18 protein-coding genes, 1 tRNA gene and 1 other annotated feature are annotated in these 24,845 nt (G+C 52.3%); of the genes, 3 read left to right on the forward strand and 16 right to left on the reverse strand.

Translation table 11 applies throughout. The annotated features are described in order from the left end of the window. Positions 1 to 22 precede the first annotated feature (22 nt). The 8 genes from I2H39_RS03295 to pheS all read right to left on the reverse strand — a co-directional run bounded on the left by I2H39_RS03295 (position 23) and on the right by pheS (position 12,453). Positions 23 to 1,351: a sodium-dependent transporter gene (locus I2H39_RS03295; RefSeq protein ID WP_138306067.1), complete on the reverse strand. Its 1,329-nt coding sequence runs from the start codon at positions 1,349 to 1,351 to the stop codon at positions 23 to 25. Further along, positions 1,348 to 2,664, reverse strand: coding sequence for a Na+/H+ antiporter NhaC family protein (locus I2H39_RS03300; RefSeq protein WP_347563773.1), 1,317 nt, complete (start codon positions 2,662 to 2,664; stop codon positions 1,348 to 1,350). Before I2H39_RS03300 ends, I2H39_RS03295 begins: the two co-directional genes overlap by 4 nt. Positions 2,665 to 2,767: 103 nt before the next feature. Further along, the gene (locus tag I2H39_RS03305) at positions 2,768 to 3,688 is read right to left on the reverse strand and encodes a SufD family Fe-S cluster assembly protein (RefSeq protein WP_138306066.1); all 921 of its coding nucleotides are present in this window, start codon (positions 3,686 to 3,688) and stop codon (positions 2,768 to 2,770) included. Between the two features lie 17 nt (positions 3,689 to 3,705). Further along, positions 3,706 to 4,443 (reverse strand): ATP-binding cassette domain-containing protein, encoded by a 738-nt coding sequence (locus I2H39_RS03310; protein WP_138306065.1) that lies wholly within the window; start codon positions 4,441 to 4,443, stop codon positions 3,706 to 3,708. 215 nt (positions 4,444 to 4,658) lie between these two features. Further along, positions 4,659 to 4,742, reverse strand: a tRNA-Leu gene (locus I2H39_RS03315). Between the two features lie 45 nt (positions 4,743 to 4,787). After that, on the reverse strand, positions 4,788 to 8,765 hold the full coding sequence (locus I2H39_RS03320; protein WP_195625791.1) for a diguanylate cyclase: 3,978 nt from the start codon (positions 8,763 to 8,765) through the stop codon (positions 4,788 to 4,790). Between the two features lie 187 nt (positions 8,766 to 8,952). Then, positions 8,953 to 11,385, reverse strand: a complete 2,433-nt coding sequence (gene pheT / locus I2H39_RS03325; RefSeq protein ID WP_195625792.1) for a phenylalanine--tRNA ligase subunit beta — start codon at positions 11,383 to 11,385, stop codon at positions 8,953 to 8,955. Positions 11,386 to 11,433: 48 nt separating this feature from the next. Continuing rightward, a complete protein-coding gene (gene pheS, locus I2H39_RS03330) occupies positions 11,434 to 12,453 on the reverse strand; it encodes a phenylalanine--tRNA ligase subunit alpha (RefSeq protein WP_138306062.1) in 1,020 nt (339 codons plus the stop codon). A 151-nt stretch (positions 12,454 to 12,604) separates the two neighbouring features. Next, positions 12,605 to 12,876 (reverse strand) — a binding site (T-box leader). A 165-nt stretch (positions 12,877 to 13,041) separates the two neighbouring features. Between pheS and I2H39_RS03335 the strand changes: the two genes are divergently transcribed. Next, positions 13,042 to 13,953 carry a DNA-3-methyladenine glycosylase 2 gene (locus I2H39_RS03335; RefSeq protein ID WP_195625793.1) on the forward strand — a complete coding sequence of 304 codons (912 nt, stop codon included), beginning with the start codon at positions 13,042 to 13,044 and terminating at the stop codon, positions 13,951 to 13,953. A gap of 84 nt (positions 13,954 to 14,037) precedes the next feature. Here the strand turns inward: I2H39_RS03335 and I2H39_RS03340 are convergent, their stop codons facing one another. From I2H39_RS03340 to hrcA, 8 genes are all read right to left on the reverse strand, one after another. Then, positions 14,038 to 14,649, reverse strand: a complete 612-nt coding sequence (locus I2H39_RS03340) for a biotin transporter BioY (protein ID WP_138306060.1) — start codon at positions 14,647 to 14,649, stop codon at positions 14,038 to 14,040. A 45-nt stretch (positions 14,650 to 14,694) separates the two neighbouring features. Beyond that, positions 14,695 to 15,285, reverse strand: coding sequence for a hypothetical protein (locus I2H39_RS03345; RefSeq protein ID WP_195625794.1), 591 nt, complete (start codon positions 15,283 to 15,285; stop codon positions 14,695 to 14,697). 23 nt (positions 15,286 to 15,308) lie between these two features. Continuing rightward, complete coding sequence (locus tag I2H39_RS03350; protein WP_347708561.1) at positions 15,309 to 16,202, reverse strand: sugar nucleotide-binding protein; 894 nt, start codon at positions 16,200 to 16,202, stop codon at positions 15,309 to 15,311. An 86-nt stretch (positions 16,203 to 16,288) separates the two neighbouring features. Next, a complete protein-coding gene (locus tag I2H39_RS03355) occupies positions 16,289 to 17,773 on the reverse strand; it encodes a transglutaminase-like domain-containing protein (protein WP_347708562.1) in 1,485 nt (494 codons plus the stop codon). 163 nt (positions 17,774 to 17,936) lie between these two features. After that, a complete protein-coding gene (gene dnaJ / locus I2H39_RS03360; RefSeq protein ID WP_138306058.1) occupies positions 17,937 to 19,088 on the reverse strand; it encodes a molecular chaperone DnaJ in 1,152 nt (383 codons plus the stop codon). 151 nt (positions 19,089 to 19,239) lie between these two features. Further along, complete coding sequence (gene dnaK / locus I2H39_RS03365) at positions 19,240 to 21,105, reverse strand: molecular chaperone DnaK (protein ID WP_138306057.1); 1,866 nt, start codon at positions 21,103 to 21,105, stop codon at positions 19,240 to 19,242. A gap of 55 nt (positions 21,106 to 21,160) precedes the next feature. Continuing rightward, positions 21,161 to 21,790: a nucleotide exchange factor GrpE gene (gene grpE, locus I2H39_RS03370; RefSeq protein WP_347563764.1), complete on the reverse strand. Its 630-nt coding sequence runs from the start codon at positions 21,788 to 21,790 to the stop codon at positions 21,161 to 21,163. A gap of 6 nt (positions 21,791 to 21,796) precedes the next feature. Beyond that, positions 21,797 to 22,849, reverse strand: a complete 1,053-nt coding sequence (gene hrcA, locus I2H39_RS03375; RefSeq protein WP_178331984.1) for a heat-inducible transcriptional repressor HrcA — start codon at positions 22,847 to 22,849, stop codon at positions 21,797 to 21,799. A 375-nt stretch (positions 22,850 to 23,224) separates the two neighbouring features. Here hrcA and I2H39_RS03380 point away from each other — a divergent pair, with 375 nt between their 5' ends. Both I2H39_RS03380 and I2H39_RS03385 read left to right on the forward strand, forming a co-directional pair. Next, positions 23,225 to 23,803: a 3D domain-containing protein gene (locus I2H39_RS03380; RefSeq protein ID WP_138306055.1), complete on the forward strand. Its 579-nt coding sequence runs from the start codon at positions 23,225 to 23,227 to the stop codon at positions 23,801 to 23,803. A gap of 271 nt (positions 23,804 to 24,074) precedes the next feature. Then, entirely contained in the window at positions 24,075 to 24,803 is a 729-nt protein-coding gene (locus I2H39_RS03385) for a 3D domain-containing protein (protein WP_138306054.1), read from the forward strand. Positions 24,804 to 24,845 lie beyond the last annotated feature (42 nt).

Here is a 24,845-nt window from a genome sequence, read left to right on the forward strand (position 1 = left end):
TCCTCTACCCATATATGTATTCCTATCCGCGCACAATAGAATAAATACTGGCAAATCCAGTCAGGGTGACAACTGCCACCAGAATTGGGGTGAGGAACCGTATACAGAATATCCAAAGCTTTTTAAGCCTGAAGGTGACTCCGTTTTTCTCCACTTCATCCACCAGATACTGGGGATTCCATTTCCATCCAATGAAATAGCACATGGCCAGGCCCCCAAATGGAAGGAGGATGTTGTCCGTAACCATTCCCACAAAATCAAACACACTGTAATTCAGTACGGTCACATCCCCCAGAACACCGAAGGACAGGGCGCTGGGCACCCCTGTCAGGAAAATCAGGACACCCAGGATGACCGTAGCCTTTTTCCTGGTCCACTTAAGGCTGTCCACTGCGAAGGAAACCACCACCTCCAACAGGGCAATGGCGCTGGTCACAGCAGCAAACAGCACCAGTGCAAAAAACAGGATTGCAAAGAACGTCCCCCCTTTAATAGAGGAAAATACTTTGGGAAGCGTGCCGAATATAAGGCCGGGTCCCTGTCCCGGCTCCAGTCCAAAGGAAAACACGGCCGGAAATATGGCTATGCCTGCCATCACCGCAATGATGGTGTCAAGTCCCGCCACGCTGGCGCAGCTTCTGGGTATGTCTTCCTTATCCCCCAGATAGCTTCCGTAGGTAATGGTGATTCCCATACAAAGGCTCAGGGAGTAGAACACCTGCCCCAGGGCCGCGCTGACCGCCTTCATGTTAAAGGCCGCGCTGCTGGGAATGAAGATGAACTTAAGGCCCAGGGCAGCATCCGGCAGGGTTACGCTCCTCACAATAATTACAATCAGCAGCAGGAAAAGCAGGGGCATCATGATTCGGCTGACATTCTCAATGCCGCTGATGCCGTGATAACAGACAGCCGTTGTCATAAACAGGAACAGGAAATGCCAGAACACCGGCTCCACCGGGGCGCTGATAAACGCCGTAAAATCCTCCGGGGCGTGGAAGGTGGTTCCATAACTCACAATATACTTAATAATCCAGCCCCCGATAACGCTGTAATAGGACAGAATCAGAAAGGCTGCCGCCACTCCGAATACCCCGGCTATCCTGGCATTGGGATGGATATCCCCGTATGCCTGCACAGGGTCGTGCCGGGTCTTTCTGCCCAGGGACATCTCCAGCATCATCACCGGCACGCCCAGGATGCAGATGAAAAATAAGTATACCACCAGAAAGGAAGCCCCTCCGTTGCGTCCCATGAGATAGGGGAACTTCCACAGGTTCCCCAGTCCTATGGCAGCCCCGGCGGTTGCCATGATAAATCCAAGTTTACTTGCCCATTGATTTTTTGTCTTCATACCAGTACCTTTCCATGTCTCTTTTTAATGAATATGAATATCAGCCCGCTGACTCCCATGAGGATGGGATAAAAACAATAGGGAATGATTTCAAAGGGCGTCAGCCCTGTGAGGCTGGCTGCCGCCAGAAGCTGCGCGCCGTAAGGAATCAGTCCCTGTCCCATGGAGCTGAACATGTCCAGAAGGGAGGCGGAACGCCGGGGCGTCACGCCGAAATCATCGCTGATTTCCTTTGCTATGGGGCCTGCCATGACAATGGCCACCGTATTGTTGGCCGTGCACATATCCACCAGCAGGGCCAGGGCAGCGATTCCAAGCTCCCCTCCCCTTTCCCCGCTGATTCTCTTCCTGATGAACGAAAGGATAAAGGCAATGCCTCCGTACTCCTTTACCAGGGCAACGATGCAGGCCACAATCACAGATATCACCGTGATGTCATACATGCCTGTCACACCCAGGCCCACATGGGTGAACATTTCCCCCAGTCCAAAGGCTCCCGTGGCCACTCCTGCTATCAGGGACAGCACCGTGCCTGCCATGAGGACCAGAAATACGTTCACCCCTGCCAGCGCGCCAATGAGCACCACCAGATAGGGCACCACCCGGAACAGGTTGTAATCAAGGCTGCCCTGCATCTGAAACGAGGCATCCTTTCCCAGGACCAGGAACAAAAGAACCGTTACAATGGCGGCCGGCAGCACGATGAGGAAATTCTCCCTGAACTTATCCTTCATCTCGCATCCCTGTGTCTTTACCGCTGCTATGGTGGTATCGCTAATCATGGACAGGTTATCCCCGAACATGGCCCCGCCCACCACGGCCCCTGCACAGACAGCCATGGAAAACCCTGTTTTCTGGCTGATTCCCACTGCAATGGGCGCCAGGGCCGTGATGGTGCCAACGGATGTTCCCATGGAAATGGAGATAAAGCACCCAATCAGAAACAGCCCTGCCACTGCCACGTTGGAAGGCAGGATGGAAAGCCCCAGGTTAACCGTGGAATCCACGCCGCCCGCTGCCTTCACAGCTCCCGTAAAGGCGCCTGCCGCCAGGAATATAAGGCACATGGTAATGATATTTTCATCCCCTACCCCCTGGGCGGCCAGCCTTATCTTTTCCGAAAAGCCCAGCTCCCGGTTCTGCGCAAAGGCCGCTAAAAGTGCAATCAAAAAGGCCACAATGGCCGGCATGCTGTAAAAATCCCCGGTGATGAACCCGGAGCCCAAAAAAATCAGCAGAAATACCAGAATAGGCAGAAGGGCAGCAGCCCTTCCCTCACGATTTTCCCCCATGATTTTATCCCCCTGTATCATAATAATGCTGCTGTACCGCCCCATCATCTGCGCCGGTACATACGCAAGCTGCGGCCTGTTGGGCCGCAGCAGCTTCTCTTGCATGTTGGATTGTTCTGTCTGACTATTTCAAGAAGCCATTGACAATCTGGGCTTCCGCCTCTTCCTCCGTAAGGCCCAGGGTCATAAGCTTCACAATCTGCTCCCCTGCAATCTTGCCTATGGCTGCCTCATGAATCAGGGCAGCGTCAATGTTGTTGGCAATCAGTCCGGGAATTGCCAATATCCTGGCATCGTCCATGATGATGGCGTCGCACTCCGTATGTCCGCTGCACTTGGCATTGCCCACGATTTTGGAATTAAAGGTCTGCCTGGAGGTATCCTTTGCAACAGAACGGGACACCACATCCGCGCTGGAATCCTCCCCGTTCAGGTTTACAATGTAAGTACTCTCTGCATTCTGGCTGCCATGGGTCAGGAGACGCTCACGCACAATGAGCTTGGCTCCTGCCGCCAGCTCCGCGGAATTGGTCCTGTTGGTGGAGTCCACACCCTCAATCTGGACCATCTCCATCTCCATGTAGCTGTTTTCCTCCATGTAGACCTCTGTGCCCGGATTCAGGATGCGCCTGCCGTTGCCGTCGCCCTCTCCGTAGTGCTTTTCCACGTATTTGACCCTGGCGTTCTTTCCCACAAAAAAGCGGTGGATTCCGTCATGCTCTGAATCCTGGTCCCCGCAGTTATGGATACCGCAGCCCGCCACGATGACCACATCCGAATCCTCACCGATAAAGAAATCGTTATATACCATTTCCTTTAATCCGCTGGCGCTGACCACCACGGGAATGTGTATGCTCTCGTTCCTGGTGCCTGGTTTGATTCGTATGTCAATGCCCGGCTTATCTGTCTTTGTAACAATGTCTATATTGGCCGTTGTATTACGGCCGGCTGTCTGGCCGTTGGCCCTTATATTATAGGCCCCCTCCGGAACACCGTGAAGGTCGGCCACTTCCATTAATATTCTCTCCTGGATGCTGTCTGCCATATCGCTCACTCCTCCCCTCACTGCGCTGTCTCATAAAATTTACTGCAGGCATCCACCGCGGACGCAGTGCCCATGATTTGCGGCATAATTTCATCCCTGGTCCCCTGGTTCACTACCTTGCCGTCCGCAATCACCACAATCTCATCCGCAATGTTGAGAATCCGCTCCTGGTGGGATATAATCAGGATGGAGCCGTTGGTATTCTGCCTCATGCGCTCAAACACCTGAATCAGATTCTGGAAGCTCCACAAATCAATGCCTGCCTCCGGCTCGTCAAACACGGAAAGCCTGGAAGCCCTGGCAATGACAGTGGCAATCTCGATTCTCTTGAGCTCGCCGCCGGACAGGCTGGCATTGACCTCGCGGCTGATATAGTCCTTGGCGCAGAGCCCCACCTCGGACAGGTATTGACAGGCCTCCGATACCGTCAGCTTCTTCCTGGCTGCCAGGCGGAGCAAATCAATTACCTGCACGCCCTTAAAACGGACCGGCTGCTGGAACGCAAAGCTGATACCCAGGTTGGCCCTGTCCGTAATGCTCATATCTGTTATATCCTGCCCGTCAAAGAGGATGCGTCCTCCTGTGGGGCGTTCAATTCCCATGATTAATTTAGCCGTGGTGGACTTACCGCCGCCGTTGGGGCCTGTTATGACCACAAACTTACCGTCGTCCACTGTAAAGCTTATATCTTTGATGATTCCTATTTCTCCTTTTTCATCATTCACATCAAAGGAGAGATTCTCTAAAGTAAGCATGATGTTCCTTCCTCTCTTCTTTTCTTTCACACACTGTACTGCTTATTTTAAGCCACAACTTACAGTATATACCATTTCCTACTAAATTACTATCAAAACTTTACCTCTTATGGTGGAATTTGTCTGTTGCAAATGCATCATATTCAGTCATACTCCGAAAAGTAACGGAGAACGCAAAAACAGGAAGCCATTCAGCTTCCTGTTCCATGAACCAGTGCAGAAGATGGGAGTCGAACCCACAAGGTATTACTACCACACGGACCTGAACCGTGCGCGTCTGCCAATTCCGCCACTTCTGCGTTACGCTGCTCTCGCAAGCAACGTAGGTTATTATAAAGGATGATTTATGATTTGTCAATCATTTTTCGGCAAAATTTTTCAAAAAAGACATTCATTGGCAAAGGTCTTGAAAAATAATAGCCCTGGCCGGACTCGCAGCCCATTTCCTGCAGCATCTTAAGCTCCTCCTTTGTCTCAATTCCCTCGCACAAAGAAGTGAATCCCATCTTGTTGGTCATCTGGATGAGCTGGCCCAGGAACTCTCTCCCCCTGCCTGTCTTTGTGCAGGACTGGACAAAACCGCAGTCCAGCTTAATCACATCCGTGGGAATGTCAGCCATCATGTTCATGATGGAGTAACCTGACCCAAAGTCATCGATGGAGGTGGTGAATCCCTCATCCTGCAGGGTTTTCATCACATGGAAGGTGCGGGCGGAATCACTGAGAAAGGCTGTCTCCGTCAGTTCAAATTCCAGATATCTGTGGTCCAGGCCGTAAAACCGGGTAATCTCCAGAATCTGGGGTATCAGCTGCTCCGATGCAATGTCCACGCTTGATAGGTTGACGGATATGGGAAGGGGCTCCCCTCCCCCTTCCATCCATCGGCTCAGCTGGCAGCAGACCGTCTTAAATACATAGGTATCCACCTGGGTGATAAAACCATTCTTTTCAAACAAGGGAATGAAATCTCCCGGCGGGAAAATTCTTCCATCCTCATGCTGCCAGCGCACCAGGGCCTCTGCACCGATAAGCCCCAAATCATCCAGTCCCACCTTGGGCTGCAGATAAACCTTGAATTCCCCGTGCTTCAGCGCGTATTCCATGCGGTTGATGATTTCATTTTCCCGGTAGCTGCTGTCAAAGGGACCGTCGTTAAATACCACGGAGGTGGAGCGGATGATGTAGTCCACTGATTTTCTGGCAATGGTGGCCCTGTCCACCGCAGTCTCTATCTCCCGGCAGTCCTTTTCGATAAAATAAATGCCCGAACGAATCATCAGATTGATGTTGGAATAGATTTCATTCTCCATACGGCAGAATTCATTGTTCAGGCTCTGCACCAGTTTCACAAAGTCATTGCGTCCCCTCCTGCACGCGCCAAAGCTCAGGAACTGGTCTGCGCTGACGCGGGTGTAGCAGTTGGTCTCCAGACCGTTCTGGGTCAGCATGTCCCCAAACATGCGCAGGATATTATCGCCCTGGGTATAACCGATGGCCTCGTTGATAAACTTAAAGCCCTTGATATCGCTGGCCACCAGCACATACTCTTCTTTTCCTTCATCCATAAGCAGCTGGCATGACTCCTTGAACCGGTCATACCGCATCAGGCCCGTAAGGGCATCGTGATTCCTGTAATACTCTGCCTCCTGCTTTGCTTCGATTAACATGGATGTGTTCTTGATGCCCGAGGCAACGATGCGGGCCATCTCTGAGACAGCCGTGCACTCAGACTGGCTCCACTCCCTCTCCTTCTCCGTGTTCACCAGAAGTATCATGCCGCTGTACCTGCCCTCTATGAATATGCCTGCCGACAGCATGGTCTGAGCTCCGGCCCTGTCCAGAATCCGCTTCAGGCCCGTGTTGTACGTCCCATATTCCCTGCGCCTCAGGACAGCAATGCCGTTCCCGTCATATAGATGATAACAGATGTAAAATTCTTCCCTGCGGAAGCTGTCCGTAGGGTCATACAGGAATGCGGTCCTGCCGTCCGCCCACTGGTATGCGGATTGTTTCCCATGGGCTCCCTCCCCGTTCATGTACAGGACAATGCGGTTCAGCCGGAACCGGTTGCCCACAAATCCCATGAGTATATGGATGGACTCCTCAAAGGTGGCGGATTTTTCAAACACCTCCAGGGCCACGGCTGTAGTGGTCTTATCCTCCAGACTGCTCTGCTCCCGGCGCTTTGCCTCCCTGGCCTGCTTCAGGTAATCGTAAGAAATGCTGCTTTTCTCTTTGTCCTCCACAGCTTCGTAGAAAAGGATTCCTCCCTTTCCGGACGTCTTGACCTGGTGCAGGGCCTGGTCAGCCTTTACAATGATATCGGAAAAAGTTGTCTCGCCCTCTCCGGCCAGGCGTACGCCAATGCTGCAGCTGATTCGTTCCTGCCCACGGCCGGAATCCGCCAGTATGCTGCCTATTTCCCTTTGCATGGTGCTGCCCACCATGGCTGCATCTTCCCGGTCCGTATTTTTTAAAAGTACAAGGAACTCATCCCCTCCGAAGCGGGCAATCAAATCCCCCTCCCGGCAGGCCCGTTTCAGGCTGTTGGCCACATTCATCAGCACCACATTGCCAAAGAGCTTTCCTTTGTTCTCATTGATTTTCTTGAAATCATCCATGTCCAGGATGAACAGGGCTGTGGAGCCCGGCGCCGGCCCTGTCTCAAAATACTGCTCCGCCTTTTCCTGGAATGCTCCAGCTGTCAGCAGATTGGTCAGGGCGTCAAAGGCTCCCCTGCTGCTGCCCCTTACCTTTCCGGATGTCTCCTCCAGCACATTCTCCAGGGTTGTAAGCCGCTGCTTCAGGATTCTCTGTGCCCTGTCCTTTATGAGGAAAATCCCTATGACCCTGGCAACATAGGTCAGCACCTCAATCTGTTCCCGGCTCCACTGGCGGTTTTCCCTGCACTCGTCAAACCCCACAAAGCCCACCATCCGGCCGGAATCATAGATTCCGCACTGTAAAAGGGAACGGATGCCCTGCGGCTTTAACACCTCCCTCTGATTCCTGGGGAGATGGTCGATATCCATACAAAAGAACACTCCGTCCTCCCCGAAATTCTCCCTGTATCCAAAGGCGCTCCACTCGTAGGACATGTTCTGGAGCTTGTGAATCTGGGGCTCTATGCCCTCGTTGCACCATTCAAAGGTGTTATCCATGGCCAGACCGTCCGGACGGTCCTCAAAGATATAGGCCCTGCTGACATTGAACTGGAGTCCGATGATTCTCAGTATGGTGTTGATGGCCTCCCTCAGGTCTGTGGACTCGTACAATGCCTTGAACACATAGTGAATTACCTTGTTGGCCACAAAGTAGCGGCCGTTTTCAGAATCAATGACAGTGCCGTCCGTAAATCTTCCCTGGCCCTGTTTTCCGCCGTCCGCCGGCCTTAAGGAAGAATCGTAGACCACACAGCGGCCCTTGCCCCAGTTTTTTCCCGCATAAAGAGCCATGTCCGCCTTCATGAACAGCTGTTCGTAGGTGGCGCCGTCCTTTGGATACACAGCTGCCCCGATGCTGCAGCCCAGCCTGATTCCGCTTTTCTTCACAGAGGGGAGACATGCAATGTCCTCTATGAGCTGCCTCCCCCATTTCATGATTCCTTCCCTGCCTGAAAGCTGCTTTGAAAATACCACAAACTCGTCCCCGCCAATCCTGCCCACCGTGTCCTGGCTGTCAACGCTTCCCGCTATGCACCTGGCTGTCTCGGTCAGGATGCTGTCCCCGAAGAGATGCCCTTTTGTGTCGTTAATCTCTTTAAAATTATCCAGGTCAATGACCATCAGGGCTCCGTCCCTGGTTCCGCCCTGTCCCTGCATGTACTGGTTGACGGACTCTACAGCAGCCTCACGGTTGAACAGTCCTGTGAGGGAATCCCGCATGGACTTTTCCCAGTATTCCTGCTTCTGGTTTTGGGCCTCCGTATCATCCACCATCACGGCGTATATCCATGTATTGCCTTTCGCATCCTCCACCATGCGGCCGCGGCAGTCCACCCAGCAGATGCCTCTGTCTCTGGAACGGATCCTGAACTGTACCTTCATGATTTCCTTTTTCAGCAGCAGCTGTTCCAGACACGCCTCCAGAACCCTGTCGTAATCCCTGTCGTCCATCATTCCCCTCAGGGTCCCTCCGGTCAGCTCCTTCAGTTCTTTTGTGTCTGCACAGCCAAAAAGGCACAGAAGCTCATGGTTAACCATATCCACCCTTCTGTCCCCGTCCGCACGGCAGCGGAAAAAACCTGCAGGCATGGAATCCTTCAGCAGGGTCATCTGCTCATCCGTATGTATGTGTTCCATCGTTTGTTCCTCAGTTTTCATAGACCCATGCCTCCGCATCTGCGTGTTAAAATGTGTATGTTTTAATTATACTTCATTTTCCAAAGACTTACAATAAGAAGGACTCCTGGAAAGCCGGGGAAAAGCAGGCAAAAAACAGCTGCCGGCAGTTGCAATCCATCCTGCCGGCAGTTATCTTTCCATATCTTATTCTGTTTGATATGTCCTCTTAAGCCCTGAGTTCAATTCCCAGTCCCTTTAGACCGTTGAGTATCTTGTTCATCACAGCTGTAACTTCCTTTTCCTCCAGGGTGTGGTCCTTGGCCCGGAAGGTAATGGAATATGCCACTGACTTGTGGCCTGCCAGTACCTGGGCTCCCTCGTACACGTCAAAGAGCTTGTAGCTTTCCAGAACCTTTCCGCCTCTCTGCTCAATCACGTCCTCAATCTGTCCCACCAGGATATCCTTTGGCACCACCATGCTTAAGTCCCTGGTCACAGCCGGGAACCTGGCTATGCCGGTATACTTGCGGTCAAAGGTGGTGAAGTCCATGATGGACGGCATATCGATAACCGCAATGTAAGCCCTGTCGCCAATCTTATAGTTATCAGCCACATCCGGGTGCACCTCGCCCAGAAAGCCTACCACAGTGCCGTCATACAGGATATCGGCCTTTCTTCCGGGATGAAGGTAAGGATGTTCTGCATTGGGATTGTAATGGGGCTTTTTGTGCATTCCGGCCTTTTCAAAGAACTCTTCCACCACGCCCTTCATGGTGAAGAAGTCGCCGTCCCCATACATTCCCAGGGTAAACTGCATACGCTCGTCAGGAAGCTCGGTCAGAGGCAGGGACTTGGGACGGTACACATTGGCCAGCTCGTACAGACGCACGTCCTTGTTGCGGCGGTTGTAATTGGTGGACAGGGATGCCAGCATACCGTTTAAGGACGTGGTGCGCATGACGCTGAAATCCTCTCCCAGGGGGTTGGATATCTCCACCGTATTCCTCAGGGCGCTGTCCTCAGGAATCAGCATTTTGTCAAATACCCTGGGACTCTCAAAGGAATAGGTCATACCCTGCGAAAATCCGCAGAAGCTTGCTATCTCCCTGGCAACCTCCTCTATCTGAAGCTTGTAGGAGAGCTTTCCCGTGGTGGCTTCGCCGGACGGCAGTGTGGTGGGAATCTTGTCATAGCCATAGAATCTGGCCACTTCCTCCGCCAAATCAGCCATGCGCTCCAGGTCCTGGCGCCAGGTAGGTGCAATGACCTCCTTTGTCCCGGGGTCATAGCCCAGTTCAATGGTCTTAAAGTAGGAAAGCATGGTTTCCTCCGGGATGTCCGTGCCTAAAAGCCTGTTAATCTTAGCCGCGTCAAAGGGAATGCGCCTGCAGGTCCTCTTCTCAGGATACAGGTCAATGATGCCGCCCACAACCTCTCCTGCCCCCAGCTCCTCGATAAGCTGGCAGGCCCTGTTCACTGCTTCCTCCGCCGTGTTGGGGTCCAGTCCCTTCTCATACTTTCCGGATGCATCCGTGCGCAGCCCCACCTTCTTGGCCGACAGACGGATGTTGGTGCCGTTAAAGCAGGCTGACTCAAATACCATGGTCTGCACATTGTCCGTGATTTTTGAGTTCTCTCCGCCCATGATACCGGCAATGCCCACTTCCTTTTCCCCGTCATTTATCATGAGGATGGTGGAATCCAGCTTTCTCTCCTGGCCGTCCAGTGTCTGGAACACATCCCCGTCCCTGGCGCATTTCACTATGATTTCATGGCCGGCCAGCTGGTCATAGTCAAAGGCATGCATGGGCTGTCCATACTCTTCCATGACATAGTTGGTGATGTCCACAATATTGTTGATGGGCCGGATGCCACTGGCCGCCAGACGGCGCTGCATCCACTGCGGTGAGGGCGCAAGCTTTATATTCTTTACCATCCTGGCGCAGTAACGGGGACACAGCTCGCTGTTCTCCACCCGCACCTTCAGGAAGTCGCGGATGTCCTCGCTGTTGCCGGTGGGAGTGACCACCGGCGCTTTGAACGCTTTTCCAAAGGTGGCGGCAGCCTCCCTGGCTATGCCAATCACACTGTAGCAGTCCACGCGGTTGGAAGTGATTTCATACTCGAACACCACATCCCTGAGTCCCATGATTTCCACTGCGTCCGAGCCCGGTACGCTGTCCTTGGGCAGGATGTAAATTCCGCTCTCAGGGGCATCCGGGTACATATCCCTGCTGGTTCCCAGCTCCTCCACGGAACACATCATGCCGCAGGACTCCACGCCTCTTAACTTGCCCTGCTTAATCCTGATTCCTTCTTCAGGAAGGGCGCCTCCGTCGTGGCCCCCTGCCACGCGTCCGCCGTCCAGAACCACGGGCACCTTTTCACCTACGGATTCCTCCGTGATATTAGGGGCGCCTGTGACAATCTGCACCGGCTCTGCCGCACCCACATTGACCTGGCATACCACCAGTTTATCTGCATCCGGATGGCGCTTAACGTCAAGTATCTCTCCGGCAACGATTTTTTCCAGGTTCTTATCCAGACATGTATAACCTTCTACCTTGGTTCCTGTCAGGGTCATGGCATCCGTGTATTCCTGGGCCGTGACATCCAAATCAGGGACATATGCTTTTATCCATGATAATGCTGTGTTCATGTGTTCTCTCTCCTTCTATGCTTTGAATGTTTATCAGGACACGTGGTCTTAGAACTGCTTCAGGAAACGGATGTCGTTCTCATACAGCAGACGCATGTCGTCAATTTCATACTTAAGCAGGGCAATACGCTCCAGTCCCACGCCGAATGCAAATCCGGAATACTCGTCCGGGTCAATGCCGCACATCTCCAGCACATGGGGATGTACCATACCGCATCCAAGAATCTCTATCCAGCCCGACCCCTTACAGAACCGGCATCCTGAACCGCCGCATTTAAAGCAGGTCACATCCACCTCGGCGCTGGGCTCCGTAAACGGGAAATGATGGGGACGGAACTTTACCTTTGTGTCAGGCCCGAACAGCTCCCTGGCAAATTCCGCCAGAGTACCCTTAAGGTCTGAAAAGGTGATGTTCCTGTCAATCACAAGGCCCTCAATCTGATGGAAAGAAGGAGAGTGGGTGGCATCCACCTCGTCGGAACGGAACACCCGGCCCGGCGCAATCATGCGGATGGGAAGCCTGCCCTTTTCCATGGTACGCACCTGTACCGGGGATGTCTGGCTGCGCAGCAGGATATTTTCATTGATATAGAAGGTATCCTGCTCGTCCCTGGCCGGATGGCCCTTGGGAATGTTCAGCTTCTCAAAGTTGTACCTGTCGTACTCCACCTCAGGGCCTTCCACCACCTCATATCCCATGCCCACGAAAATGCGCTCCACCTCTTCCAGGGCAATGGTGTTGGGATGGCTGTGCCCCACATTGTTCTTCTTGGCCGGAAGGGTGACGTCGATAACCTCCCTTTTCAGCTGTTCCTCCCTGGCTTTCTTAGCCAGGGCAGTCCTGGCCTCCTCCAGTCTTCCCTCGATAAGTCCCCGGACATCATTGACCATCTGGCCCACCTTCGGCCTGTCCTCAGGGGCAACATCCTTCATGCTCTTTAACAGGTTCGTCAGCTCTCCCTTCTTACCCAGATAAGACACGCGGATGTCATTCAGTCTCTCCAGCGCTTCAGAAGATTCAATCTGCTTAAGCGCCTCTTCTTTGATTTTCTCTAACTGCTCTTTCATGGCTTCTCCTTTTCTTTGTAACAAGATAGAATCCTGCTCCCGGGATTGTCCGCCTGCAGCAGGCCCTCTTTCGGGCCGCAATCCCCGGGCAGCATTTTTGTTTCACCGGACCCATGTTCCGGGAAACAAAAAAGCCCCGTCTCTTCATCACTGAAGGGACGAGGCTGTAAACTCGCGGTACCACCCTGCTTCCTGTATCCTCCCAGGCTCTACGCCCGGACCATACAGACACTTGATGCACGTAACGTGTGCCTGCGTCACAGACTACCGGAATCCCTCCACTGATTGGTGAAAACATCCTTTTGCCTGTGCGGCTCCGGTGGGAATTTCAACCGTCTATCTGAACCCGGGCAGGCTTTCAGCCGGTGGCCTCCCCTCTCTGATGGAAAATAAACGTCTACTATGCACCTTCATCGCTTTTCTGATTATCAAATCTAACCTACATTCTAGTCACATTTTCTGAAAATGTCAAGCGGAAAGCCAGAAAATCACATTTGACTTTGAAAAAAAGAAGGGGTAAAGTTATATCAAGGGACCTTTTTACCCCAGGTCCCTCCAAAATCCCTTACAAAAGAAAGGCATACCCATATGATTCACCGTTATGAAACACCCTGCATGGACCTGCAGCAGATTCATCAGTCCGGCCAGTGCTTCCGCATGGTTCCTCTGCCGGAACATACATATCCTTCCGGCGCAGTGAACGGCTACCGGCTCACCAGCGGTCTCCGCGTCCTGCGCGCCTGGCAGGAAGAATCTTACACCTGCCTGGACTGCCCCCATGAGGACCTTTCCTTCTGGCTGTCCTATCTGGACATGGACCGGGACTACCAGGCTGTCATCGCTTCCATTGACAGGGAAAATACCTACCTTCTGGCAGCGGCCATGAGCGGGGCAGGCATCCGCATCCTGCGCCAGGACCCATGGGAAATGATTATCACCTTTGTGATTTCCCAGCAAAAGACAATTCCAAACATACGCCAGCTGGTGGAGGCCCTCAGCAGCCGGTACGGCACCCCTCTGGCGGAGGAAGATGCCCTTGGGACGCTTCTTTCCCCGGCCTTCTCCTTCCCAACTCCCAGTCAGCTCTCCCTTGCTTCCCTGGAGGATTTGATGGGGCTTAAGCTGGGCTACCGGGCAAAGTACATCCACAGGCTCTGCCAGGACGCGGTTTCAGGCAGGCTGGACCTTTCCCATCTGGCATCCCTGGACTATAAGGATGCCATGGAGTATCTCACAGGCTTTTACGGAATCGGCAAAAAGGTGGCCAACTGCGTATGCCTCTTCGGCCTCCACCATATAGATGCCTTTCCCGTGGACACATGGATTGAAAAAATCCTGACGGAACAGTATTTTGACCCCAAAAAATACCGCCGCATCCCCAAAAACCATCTCTGCGAAACAATCGTAAAGGATGTGTTCGGGCGATACAGCGGCTGTGCCGGCATCATGCAGCAGTATATTTTCTATTATGAACGCAGTGTCAGGCAGGGAAGGGAATAATCTGCGGACCTGTGCATTTGACCGGCATCATCCGGCCTGCGTTCCCCCGGCCTGCCTCAGCTGGCCGGCTTCATCCGGCCTGCGTCACTCCATAAGCCGTCCCATGGAAGGCCGCAGGCGTCCCGCCACCGTCACTGCCAGGATACAGAGTATATAGTCCGGAATCATGGTAGGCAGGCAGTAGACCGCAAAAATTGCTCCCCAGCCCACCGTGTTGGGGGTCACCACCACAAAGTGGGTGATGAAGTAAAAGTAAAGAATTCCCATCCCATAGTAAATCACATAGCCCACCGTGGCGGAGAACAGCCAGGCTCCCGGCTTTGAGGCGTGCATCCACTCGCACAGCTTTCCCATCGCATAGGCTGCCAGGGCAAATCCCAGCAGGAACCCAAAAGTGGGCCGTATCAGATAAGAGGGCCCGCCGCCCCGGGCAAAAACAGGGATTCCCACCAGCCCAATCAAAAGATAGGTGGCCACACTGAGGAAGGCCCTTCTGGAGCCCAGAAGCAGACCGGCCAGAAGCACGAAAAACCACTGAAGGGTAAAATTCATGGTATCCGCCCCCACCGGTATCACAATCTTGATAAAGGCCCCCACTGCTGTCAGTGCCGTGAACAGCCCGCAGACCGTCAGATCCCTTGCCATCCCGTGCCGCTGTACCATTGTATGGCTTCCTGTGCCGTTTCCCTGTCTCATGTATTCCACTCCTTCTGTCTTATAAAAATCTTCCTGTCAGGCAAATCACATCATGCCCAGGTCAAATATCTTCCATTTTTCCCGCAGTCCAGACTCCCTGCCCACTGCAAAATCCCTGGTAAATTCGCCGTCCCCCCATTGGGGACCTCTCTCCAGAGCCTTTGGTGACCATCTCTGGGCAAAGGAGACACGGACCACCTTGTACCCCTCATATCCGCAGGATGCCGCCAGCTGGTCATAATGTTCCTTCTGGTCCGCGTATGCCTCCTGAGGCAGTGTCTCAAATCCATGGACAATATATTCCTGTATATAATAACCGTCCTTAAAATCCATGTCCTCCTGGTCAAAATTCAGGGCCTCCAGCTGATTCTGGGGAAACAGCCTTTTACACATATCAAACTGTCCCAGACCCCTATACTTAAAATACCAGGCAGCTGTCATCTGGGGCATGTCCGACGGCATGGACTCAAACTTCACATGTCTTGGAAGTGTCTCATCCTGTACCGTATATTCACTTACCAGCTTTTCTCCGCCCTTTGCCTTGTTGGCCGCAGCCACCCCGAACATGATAACCAGACAGAGCAGGGTCAGACCGCAGATTCTGACAGCCTGGGGCGATATATTCCGTTTACTCATATCATGCGTCCTTTCATAGCCGTTCAGCACCGTGCCTGGGACATTTCCCTGTGTTCCATGCAGCACTTCCTGATTCCCTCTGAGGTATTGAAGAACCGGATACCGTGGGACCTTATCTTGTCCGTATTCATGGTCAGGTTCCTGGGACAGGAGGCAAACCGTTCTTCATTGCGCTTCAGTATGCTGCCGGAATCACTGCCCGCCAGTTCCCTGAGGAACAGTCTGGCCGTGTCAAAGGTGCTGTAACGGTTCTCACTGCCGAAGTTGTACACGCCTCCGGGCAGCTCCATGGCTTCCTCCATATGGCGCACCACTTCCCACACATAGGTGACTCCCCTGTAATCATGGACAGGAAACTCCACCTCCTGCCGTTCCTTCAGAGCATCCATCAGCTTCTGTAAAAGCCCCTGGCCTGCCACCCTTCCCCTGGACGGGGCGTCATACATCCATGTAAGCCTGAGGGCCACTGCATTGGGCAGATACGTAAACATGGAATCCTCCGCCCGCTTCTTGTCCCTTCCATACACATTTCCCGGCTTTCCTTCACTGCCCTCGCGGTTGGGCTCCAGGGAGTGGGATGTATTGTAAATCTGGTCGGAACTGGTAAATATCATCCGGCTGCCGGCATTCCTGCACGCCTTGGCCAGGTTGACGGTTCCCCGTACATTCACTTTTTCTGAGAGGATTGGATTTCTTTCACAGGCGCCTGTGTTGGAAATTGCCGCACAGTGCAGGACATAATCCGGCCGGATGGCCTTTACAAAGGCGGAAACAGCCACAAAATCCTCAATATCCAGCTCCCTGTGTGTCACCCCCACTGCCTCATATCCGTTTCTGCCACTAAAATATTCACAAATCCTGGAACCGAGAAATCCCCCGGCCCCGGTAATCAATAAGCGTCTTTTCATTCTGTCCATATACCTTTCTGCAGATATGATAACATTATAGCCTACTAATTCTTACAATTCTTTACGGATTTCTTAATATTTTATCGGGCTCTTTTTTAATATGGCAGATTCTCCTGGAAAATCATCTCATATTTTGTGTTGTATTCCTCTTCCAGAAGGCTTCTGTCCCCGTATTCCGCCTCCCCCATCTGGTTATCATAGGGGTCGTTCCTCAAATGGACCATGGGCGGTTCAAACTCATGTCCGAACTCCCTGGCTGCCGGAAGGCGGAAGGGGTCCAGATTGCCAAAGTAAAAATCCCACCTCTGCGTCTCCCCCTCCCGGTAAGCCGCCCCGCCGAAGGAACAGTCCGCATAGCGCCAGCCATGGGATTCTGTATAAAACTGCGCCCAGTCGTGGCAGCTGATTTCAAAGGGTGATGTATAAAGACCTGCCTGCCATCTGGCAGGAATACCAACCGCGCGGCACAGGGTGATGAACAGCAGCGCCTGCACTCCGCAGTCTCCCTTCATGGATGATGCAGCATACTGGGGGATGTCAGTCAGGGTAAAATAACTGCGCACATAGGAATACATCACATGGGTGGTAATATAGTCGTATATTCGTCTGGCCTTCCTCAAGGGGTCCTGTTCCTCACCCGCTATCCCGGCTGCCAGTTCCCGGATAAAAGGGGTGAAACGGATATGGGGCTGCTGCTGAACCAGCCAGGCCTCCGGCGTTTCAGCAGAACCATTTTTCCGACAGGACTCTGCGCCCCGTTCTGAGCCAGGTTCCGGCCCGCCATGTTTAAGGCTTTCACAGGAGAAATCCAGATACGTTTCCTGATTCTCAAAGGAAAACTCCACCGAATATTCCTGTCCCTTCCTGTGTTTTGTATGGAAGCAGATGGTACGCTGAAAGGCATCCGCCCGCGCAATGGTATATTCCCAATTTTCAGCTTCCCTTCCCCCGATTCTGACGCTGTGGACGTTCACGTTCTTTATCTGGGCATATTCAATGGGAAGCGGAAGATAGACCTTGATTTCCTCCCCTGCCCGCTCTGCCTCCTCCCGGATTGCAAGGGTCCCGCGTATGCGGAATCTGCATCCCGCGCCTCCCTGCTCTTTCATGGCGGCAATGGTCCTGTTAAGCAGCGCAAAGTTCTCTGCCTTGGAACGGACCAGTTCCCGGTCCAGGGCCCGGTTCTCATATTCCTTTCTGGTCTTTAACACATTTCTCAGGAAACTGCTTCGGAAGCGGACCTCTCCGTCCACGTAAATCCAATCCGCTGCATCCTCCTCCCACAGGGTTTCCAGCTCGCTGTCCTCAAAATCCCTTACATTATCCCGCAGCATGGCCAAAGCCTCACTCCATGTATAGGGGTATTGTTCCGGCATCCGCTTAAGAATCTCTCTTTCAATCATAAGCCGCTTTTTTAAGACCAATGGAATGTCTCTTTTCAGCCTGTTGTCTATAATCCTGGCAGCCCTGTCAAATTCCCCTCTCCACTTAAGCTTTTCTATGTCTTCCGGCAGCGGAACCGCCAGCGTCTCAAAATAACTGTTATCCATCTGATTCTCCCTCTCCTTTTTACCTGTCACGGCCATTTTCCCAGCCTCCCCCATCCTCCCTGCCGCAGCATTTCCCCTGCTGCAGCATCCTGTCTGTCATTACCCTTTTTTGTCCGTTGCACAATACCGGGCATGGACGTAAAAGCCCGGACAGACTCTGGTGCTGCCTGTCCGGGCTCATGGTAATACGTATCTATTTGAAAATACCCTTTTTCTTAGGTTTCTCTTCCTCCTGGGAAGCGACGCCGTTCATTGCGTCGTCAAACCGCCTTAAGGCTTCCTTCTGGGCCTGGGTCATACGCTCCGGAACCTGTACCACCAGGGTAACATAGTGGTCGCCCCTGACATTGCGGCTGCGCAGAGAAGGAACACCCTTGCCCTTTAGCCGCACCTTGGTATCTGTCTGGGTGCCGGGCCTTACATCGTACTCCACCTCGCCGTCCACGGTCTTTATGCGAATCGGGCCTCCCAGCGCTGCCCGCGCAAAGGATATAGGCACTGTGGAATAAATGCTGGTATCCTGGCGCTTGAAAATCGGATGCTGGGAGACAACCGCCTCCACCAGCAAATCCCCCCGCTCGCCGCCGCCTGTACCGGGCTCGCCGCCCCCTGCCAGACGCACGCACTGGCCGTTGTCAATGCCTGCGGGTATGGATACCTTGAATTTCTTGCGCACGGTCTTATATCCCGTACCGTAACAATCAGAACACTTTTCCTTGATGACCTGTCCGGTGCCGTTACAGTCCGGACATGTCTGTACATTCTGCACGGTCCCGAAAAAGGACTGCTGGGTGTACATGATTTTGCCCTTTCCATTACACTTTGCACAGGTCTGGGGGGAGGTTCCTGCCTTTGCGCCTGTGCCGTGACAGCTGGCGCAGGTTTCCTTGAAGTTAATCTCAATCTCTTTATCACAGCCAAATACGGCTTCCTCAAATGTAATCCTGACCGAAGTCTTTATGTTGGCGCCCCGTGAAGGCCCGCTTCTGGCCCTGGAGGACCTGCCGCCGCCGAAAATATCACCAAAGATATCGCCGAAGATATCACCCATATCCCCGCCAAAGTCAAAGCCGCCGAAGCCGCCGCCAAAGCCGCCTGCCCCAGCACCGCCCTGTTCAAATGCAGCATGGCCGAACTGGTCGTACTGCTGACGTTTCTGAGGGTCGCTTAACACGCTGTATGCCTCGGAAGCCTCTTTGAACTTGGCCTCTGCCTCCTTATCGCCTGGGTTGGCATCGGGGTGGTATTTCTTGGCAAGTTTCCTGTATGCTTTTTTCAATGCATCCTCATCTGCATCTTTGGGAACGCCCAGAACTTCATAGTAATCTCTCTTACTCTCTGCCATGTTGTTTACCTCTTAATCTATCTGAACGCCGCAAAACCAGCCCTGGCGGGCAGGTTTCAAAAGCACTCTTTATCAGCCACAAAGGGGGTAGTGGCCGGTTTCCCGGCTCCTAAGCCCCCTGTTTGTTTTATACGGATTTACTTCCTTACGCCTATACTTCCTTGAAATCAGCGTCTACAACGTCGTCTGCGCCTGCTGCACTGTTTCCTGCGCCGCCCATGTCAGGGCCTGCCTGGCCTGCTGCGCCGGATGCCTGAGCCTGCTCATATACCTTTGCAAACAGCTTCTGCGCGCTGTTCATCAGCTTCTCTCTGCCAGCCTTGATATCCTCTACCTGGGCATCAGTCATCTCTTCCAGCGGAGCGCGGTTGATGGCTTCCTTCAGGGCATTTAAGTCTGCTTCCACTTCTGCCTTGTCTCCTGGAGCAATCTTATCCCCAACCTCTTCCAGGGCCTTCTCGGTCTGGAATACCATGGAATCCGCATCGTTCCTTGCATCGATGGATTCCTTGCGCTTCTTATCCTGTGCCTCGTATTCAGCTGCTTCCTTTACTGCCTTATCAATATCGTCGTCTGACATGTTGGAGCCGGACGTGATGGTGATGTGCTGCTCCTTACCTGTTCCCAAATCCTTTGCGGAAACATTCACAATGCCGTTGGCATCAATATCAAAGGTAACCTCAATCTGCGGAATACCTCTTCTTGCAGGCGGGATTCCATCCAGACGGAACTGTCCCAGTGTCTTGTTATCCCTTGCGAACTGGCGCTCGCCCTGTACCACGTGGATATCCACTGCGGTCTGGTTGTCGGCTGCGGTTGAGAAAATCTGGCTCTTCTTGGTAGGAATGGTGGTATTCCTCTCAATCAGCCTGGTAGCCACGCCGCCCATAGTCTCGATGGACAGGGAAAGAGGCGTTACATCCAGAAGAAGGATGTCTCCTGCACCTGCATCGCCGGCCAGCTTGCCGCCCTGGATGGCAGCGCCGATAGCCACGCACTCATCCGGGTTCAGGGATTTGCTTGGTTCCTTGCCTGTCAGCTGTTTTACCTTTTCCTGTGCAGCTATCATACGTGTGGAACCGCCTACCAGCAGTACCTTGCCCAGCTCAGAAGCCGTGATGCCCGCATCCTTAAGTGCGTTCTGCACCGGGATGGCGGTACGCTCTACCAGGTCATGGGTCAGCTCATCAAACTTAGCCCTGGTCAGGTTCATATCCAGATGCTTCGGTCCCTCGGCAGTTGCAGTGATGAAGGGCAGGTTGATATTGGTGGTGGTAGCTGTGGACAGCTCCTTCTTAGCCTTCTCAGCAGCTTCCTTCAGTCTCTGAAGGGCCATCTTGTCGCCCGACAGGTCCACGCCCTCAGCCTTCTTAAACTCGGAAATCATCCAGTTTGTAATTGCATTGTCAAAATCATCGCCGCCCAGACGTGTGTCGCCGTTGGTGGACAGAACCTCGATGACGCCGTCGCCGATTTCAATGATAGAAACATCAAAGGTACCGCCGCCTAAGTCGTATACCATGATTTTCTGCTCTTTTTCATTGTCAAGTCCGTAAGCCAGGGCTGCTGCCGTAGGCTCGTTGATGATACGCTTTACGTCCAGGCCTGCAATCTTGCCTGCATCCTTGGTGGCCTGACGCTGCGCGTCGTTAAAGTATGCCGGAACCGTGATAACTGCCTCTGTCACAGTCTCTCCCAGATAGCTCTCTGCATCTGCTTTCAGCTTCTGCAGAATCATAGCGGAAATCTCCTGTGGTGTGTACTTCTTTCCGTCAATGTCTACCCTGTAGTCCGTGCCCATGTGACGCTTGATGGAAGAGATGGTCTTATCTGCGTTGGTAACAGCCTGACGCTTTGCAGGTTCGCCAATCAGCCTTTCTCCTGTCTTAGTGAATGCCACTACGGATGGTGTTGTCCTTACGCCCTCCGCATTGGCAATAACAGTTGGTTTTCCGCCTTCCATAACAGCCACACAGCTGTTTGTCGTACCTAAGTCAATACCGATAATCTTGCTCATAGTCTTTTCCTCCTGATTATTTTTAGTGGGGTATATTTATAATGATTGGGATATGTCAATTTGCCACTTTTACCATACTGTGTCTTACCACGCTGTCCCTGTACATGTAACCCTTCTGCAATTCCTCCGCCACAATGTTCTCTCCCAGGCTGTCGTCATCCACGTGCATCACTGCATTGTGGAAGTTAGGGTCAAACTCCCGGCCTACTGCTTCAATGGCTTTTACGCCTGCTTCCTCCAGCGTTTTGCTCAACTGCTTATATATCTTCTCCATGCCCTCTGCAAGGGGTGTTCCCTTTGCATCCTCAGGCACAGTTGCCAGGCCTCTCTCAAAATTGTCGATGACGGGAAGGATTCTCTCTATGATGTCCTTTGCCCCCATCTCATACATGGAGGACTTTTCCTTGTCCGTCCTCTTGCGGAAATTCTCAAATTCCGCCATCTGGCGCTTCACCCGGTCGGTGAGCTCTTCTATCTTCTCATCCCTGGGGTCCTTTTTCTTTTTAAAGAATCCCTTTTTTTCTTCCTTTTCACCAGCAGGCGCTTCCTCTGTACCTTCCTCTGTTTCCTCCGGGGTACAGCCTTCTGCCGGCTCTCCGGCATTAGGGGCATCTTCTGTTTCCTGCTCTGTCTTCAGGGCCTCATCTTCCTTTTTTAACTCTTCGTCCTTCATATCTTCACTCACAGCTTATCACCTTTCATCTTTTTTAAATGCTGTATCCAGCTGATTCATCAGATTGCGCAGTGTCCCAAGGACCTTTTCATAGTCCATACGCTTGGGTCCTATGATACCGATGGTTCCTCTCAGGCCTCCTCCCAAATCATAATTGGCAGTGACCACACTGCAGTCCTTCATGGACTGCACCGGGCTCTCATCACCGATATAAACCTGAATGCCCGCTTCTTCCTCTGTGCCGGAATTGACCTCCGCCACAAATTCCTGCAGCACTTCCTTATGTTCCAGTGTGTCAATGAGCTGGCTGGCCTTGCCGCCGTCCGAAAGTTCAGGGTACTTGAAAATGTTGGTGGCTCCGCTGGTATAAATCTGCAGGTCCTCTTCCCCTGCCTTGATGGCCTCCGCCACCTCATTCAGCACCAGGTCCACCACCTGGCTGTGGTTGCCTGCATCGCCCTTCAGCTTGCTGATAACATCCAGATTGATTTCCTCAATGGTCAGTCCGTTGAGGCTGCTGTTCAGCAGGATGTTCAGGTTCAGAAGCTCCTCATCACTCAGTTCGTCCGTGATATCAATCATGGTGTTCTTAATGATGTTGCCTTCCACCACCACGACCACCAGCAGCTTGTGCTTCTCCATTTTGGAAAGCTGGATGAACTTGAGCTTTGTCTTGTGATAACTGGGGCCGCTTATCATGGTGGCATAGTTGGTATTGGCAGCCAGCACCTGGGCCATCTTCTTAAGGACCAGCTCCAGCTTATCAACCTTCTGGACCATCATTTCCTTGAACTCAGTTACCTCGCTCTCCTTATCCAGCATAATCTGGTCCACATAGAACCGGTACCCTTTATCGGAAGGAATCCGCCCTGCCGAGGTATGGGGCTGTACAATATACCCCATCTCTTCCAGGTCTGACATCTCATTGCGGATGGTGGCAGAGCTGAGCTTCAAGTCTGAATACTTGGAAATGGTCCTGGAGCCAACGGGCTCCCCGGTTTCCAGATATGTCTTGATGATGGCCTTCAGTATAGTGACCTTCCTGTCGTCCAGGAGTGCATCCAATGGCATCTGCTCACCTTCCTTTCTGAAATTATTAGCACTCGACGTTTAGGAGTGCTAACATCTACATTCCATAATATATTCCTTCTGGCGCCATTTGTCAAGAGATAAAAGCAAATTCTTTTCATATTATTTGTGTCTTCCATTCTCCCCCCGGCACATCATGTGCCATTTCCTTTTCGTATCAACTAGATAATGGATTTCACCCTCCACTTTTTACATAAATATACCAATTTTGCGGCATATTCTCTCCACATTTTATACTCTTGTAACACTTGCTTAATTATTTTAACTTGACAAGTAACATTTTTGTAATATAATGAAGGTACAACTTTATAAGACATATAAAACCATAACAATGTCATAAGATTGCGAGGTAGTTGTATGCATTACATTAAGAAAACCCTTCTGGCAGCAGCCATGGCTGCATTCAGCCTCACGGTGGCTTTTCCGGCATTTGCCGATGAACCGGTGGGGACGGATGTAACCGTAGTGGATGCCGGTACATCAGATACGCCCGAGGACACAGCCCAGGATGTCCAGGAATCCCAGGAAACCTCCGGTTCACGGGAATCCAAAGGCCACAGGGCCGCTGTTGTGAATGAAGACGAATACATCGCCCAGGGACCGGGCGCCCAAAAGGAAGAGAAGGAAGAGGCTCCGGCTCCCAGTGAGACATCGCTGGGACGTTTCACCATCACTGGATACTGCGGCTGTGAACAGTGTTCCGGCGGTCATAACCTTACCTATTCTGGAGCGGTTCCAACTCCCAATCACACGATTTCTGCTGATTTGAACTATTTTCCTCTTGGCACTAAGCTGAAGATTGACGGCATTGTCTACACAGTGGAGGACAAAGGCTCTTCTGTGAACGGTAATATTCTGGATATTTTTTACGGCTCCCATGAGGAAGCCCTGGCCAAGGGTACATATACTGCAGAGGTATTCCTAGTGCAGGATTGATTCATAATGTGAGAATAATGATACCAGGCAAATGAGCCTGGTATTTTTTTTGCCCTTCTCCTTAAAAACAGATCCGGGCCAGAAATAATTACCAAAATACGGCTATATTTGCAGGAAATGGCCTTATTTCCATATTTTTCCTTGACAAGAGGAAAAAAATATGGTAAAAACTTGTTTATTGCTCATATATTACAAAAGTATTACATATTATTTATTAATGTGTTAAAAATCTTTTTCTAATTATTACTTGAGCAATAGGAGGTATTACACCATGAAATTAAGACACTTACTGACCGGAGCTATCCTTACTGTCAGCCTGCTTGCGGCCACCGCCATCACAGCCCTTGCAGCAGCGCCAAAAGGAAGGTTCGAAACAGTGAACAGCACCACCATCAGCGGCTGGGCTTACAACAGCAGTACCCCTGATGATGCGCTTAACGTACGGATATCCATCAAAGATAAGAATACAGGCGAGGAAGTTTTTTCCCAGAGGATGACGGCCGGGGAATACAGCGACGAGCTTTACGGCAGCGGCAAAGGCAACGGATGCCACGCCTTCAACCTTAACATGGACTGGAGCACCCTGCCCGACGGCGTCTATCTGGTAGAAGGCTATGTGGGAGACAGTGATTTTTCCAATCCCAGGACCTATACCAACGGCAATCCCGAAGCCAGGGAAGCAGCCCCTGCAGCCACAGCTCAGAACCTGGTTCCCCTGGGCGTGTTCAAGACAACAGGCTATTGTCCGTGCAGGGCCTGTTCCGAGGGCTGGGGACGCCATACCTGCACCGGTGCAGTGGCCACGGCAGGCCACACCATTGCAGTGGACCCCAGGGTGATTCCCTACGGCTCCAAGGTTATGATTAACGGCGTCGTCTATACGGCGGAGGACCGGGGCGGAGCTGTCAGAGGCAACCACATTGATATTTTCTTCAATACCCATGCCGAGACACGCCAGCACGGCACACAGAACGCAGAGGTCTATCTGGTGCAGTCATAAGGCATATGTTCCGGATTTTATTTTCCAACGAAGCAAAAAGAA

This window comes from Clostridium sp. 1001283B150225_161107_B6 (assembly GCF_015556325.1).
In the GTDB taxonomy this organism is placed as follows: Bacteria; Bacillota; Clostridia; order Lachnospirales; family Lachnospiraceae; genus Enterocloster.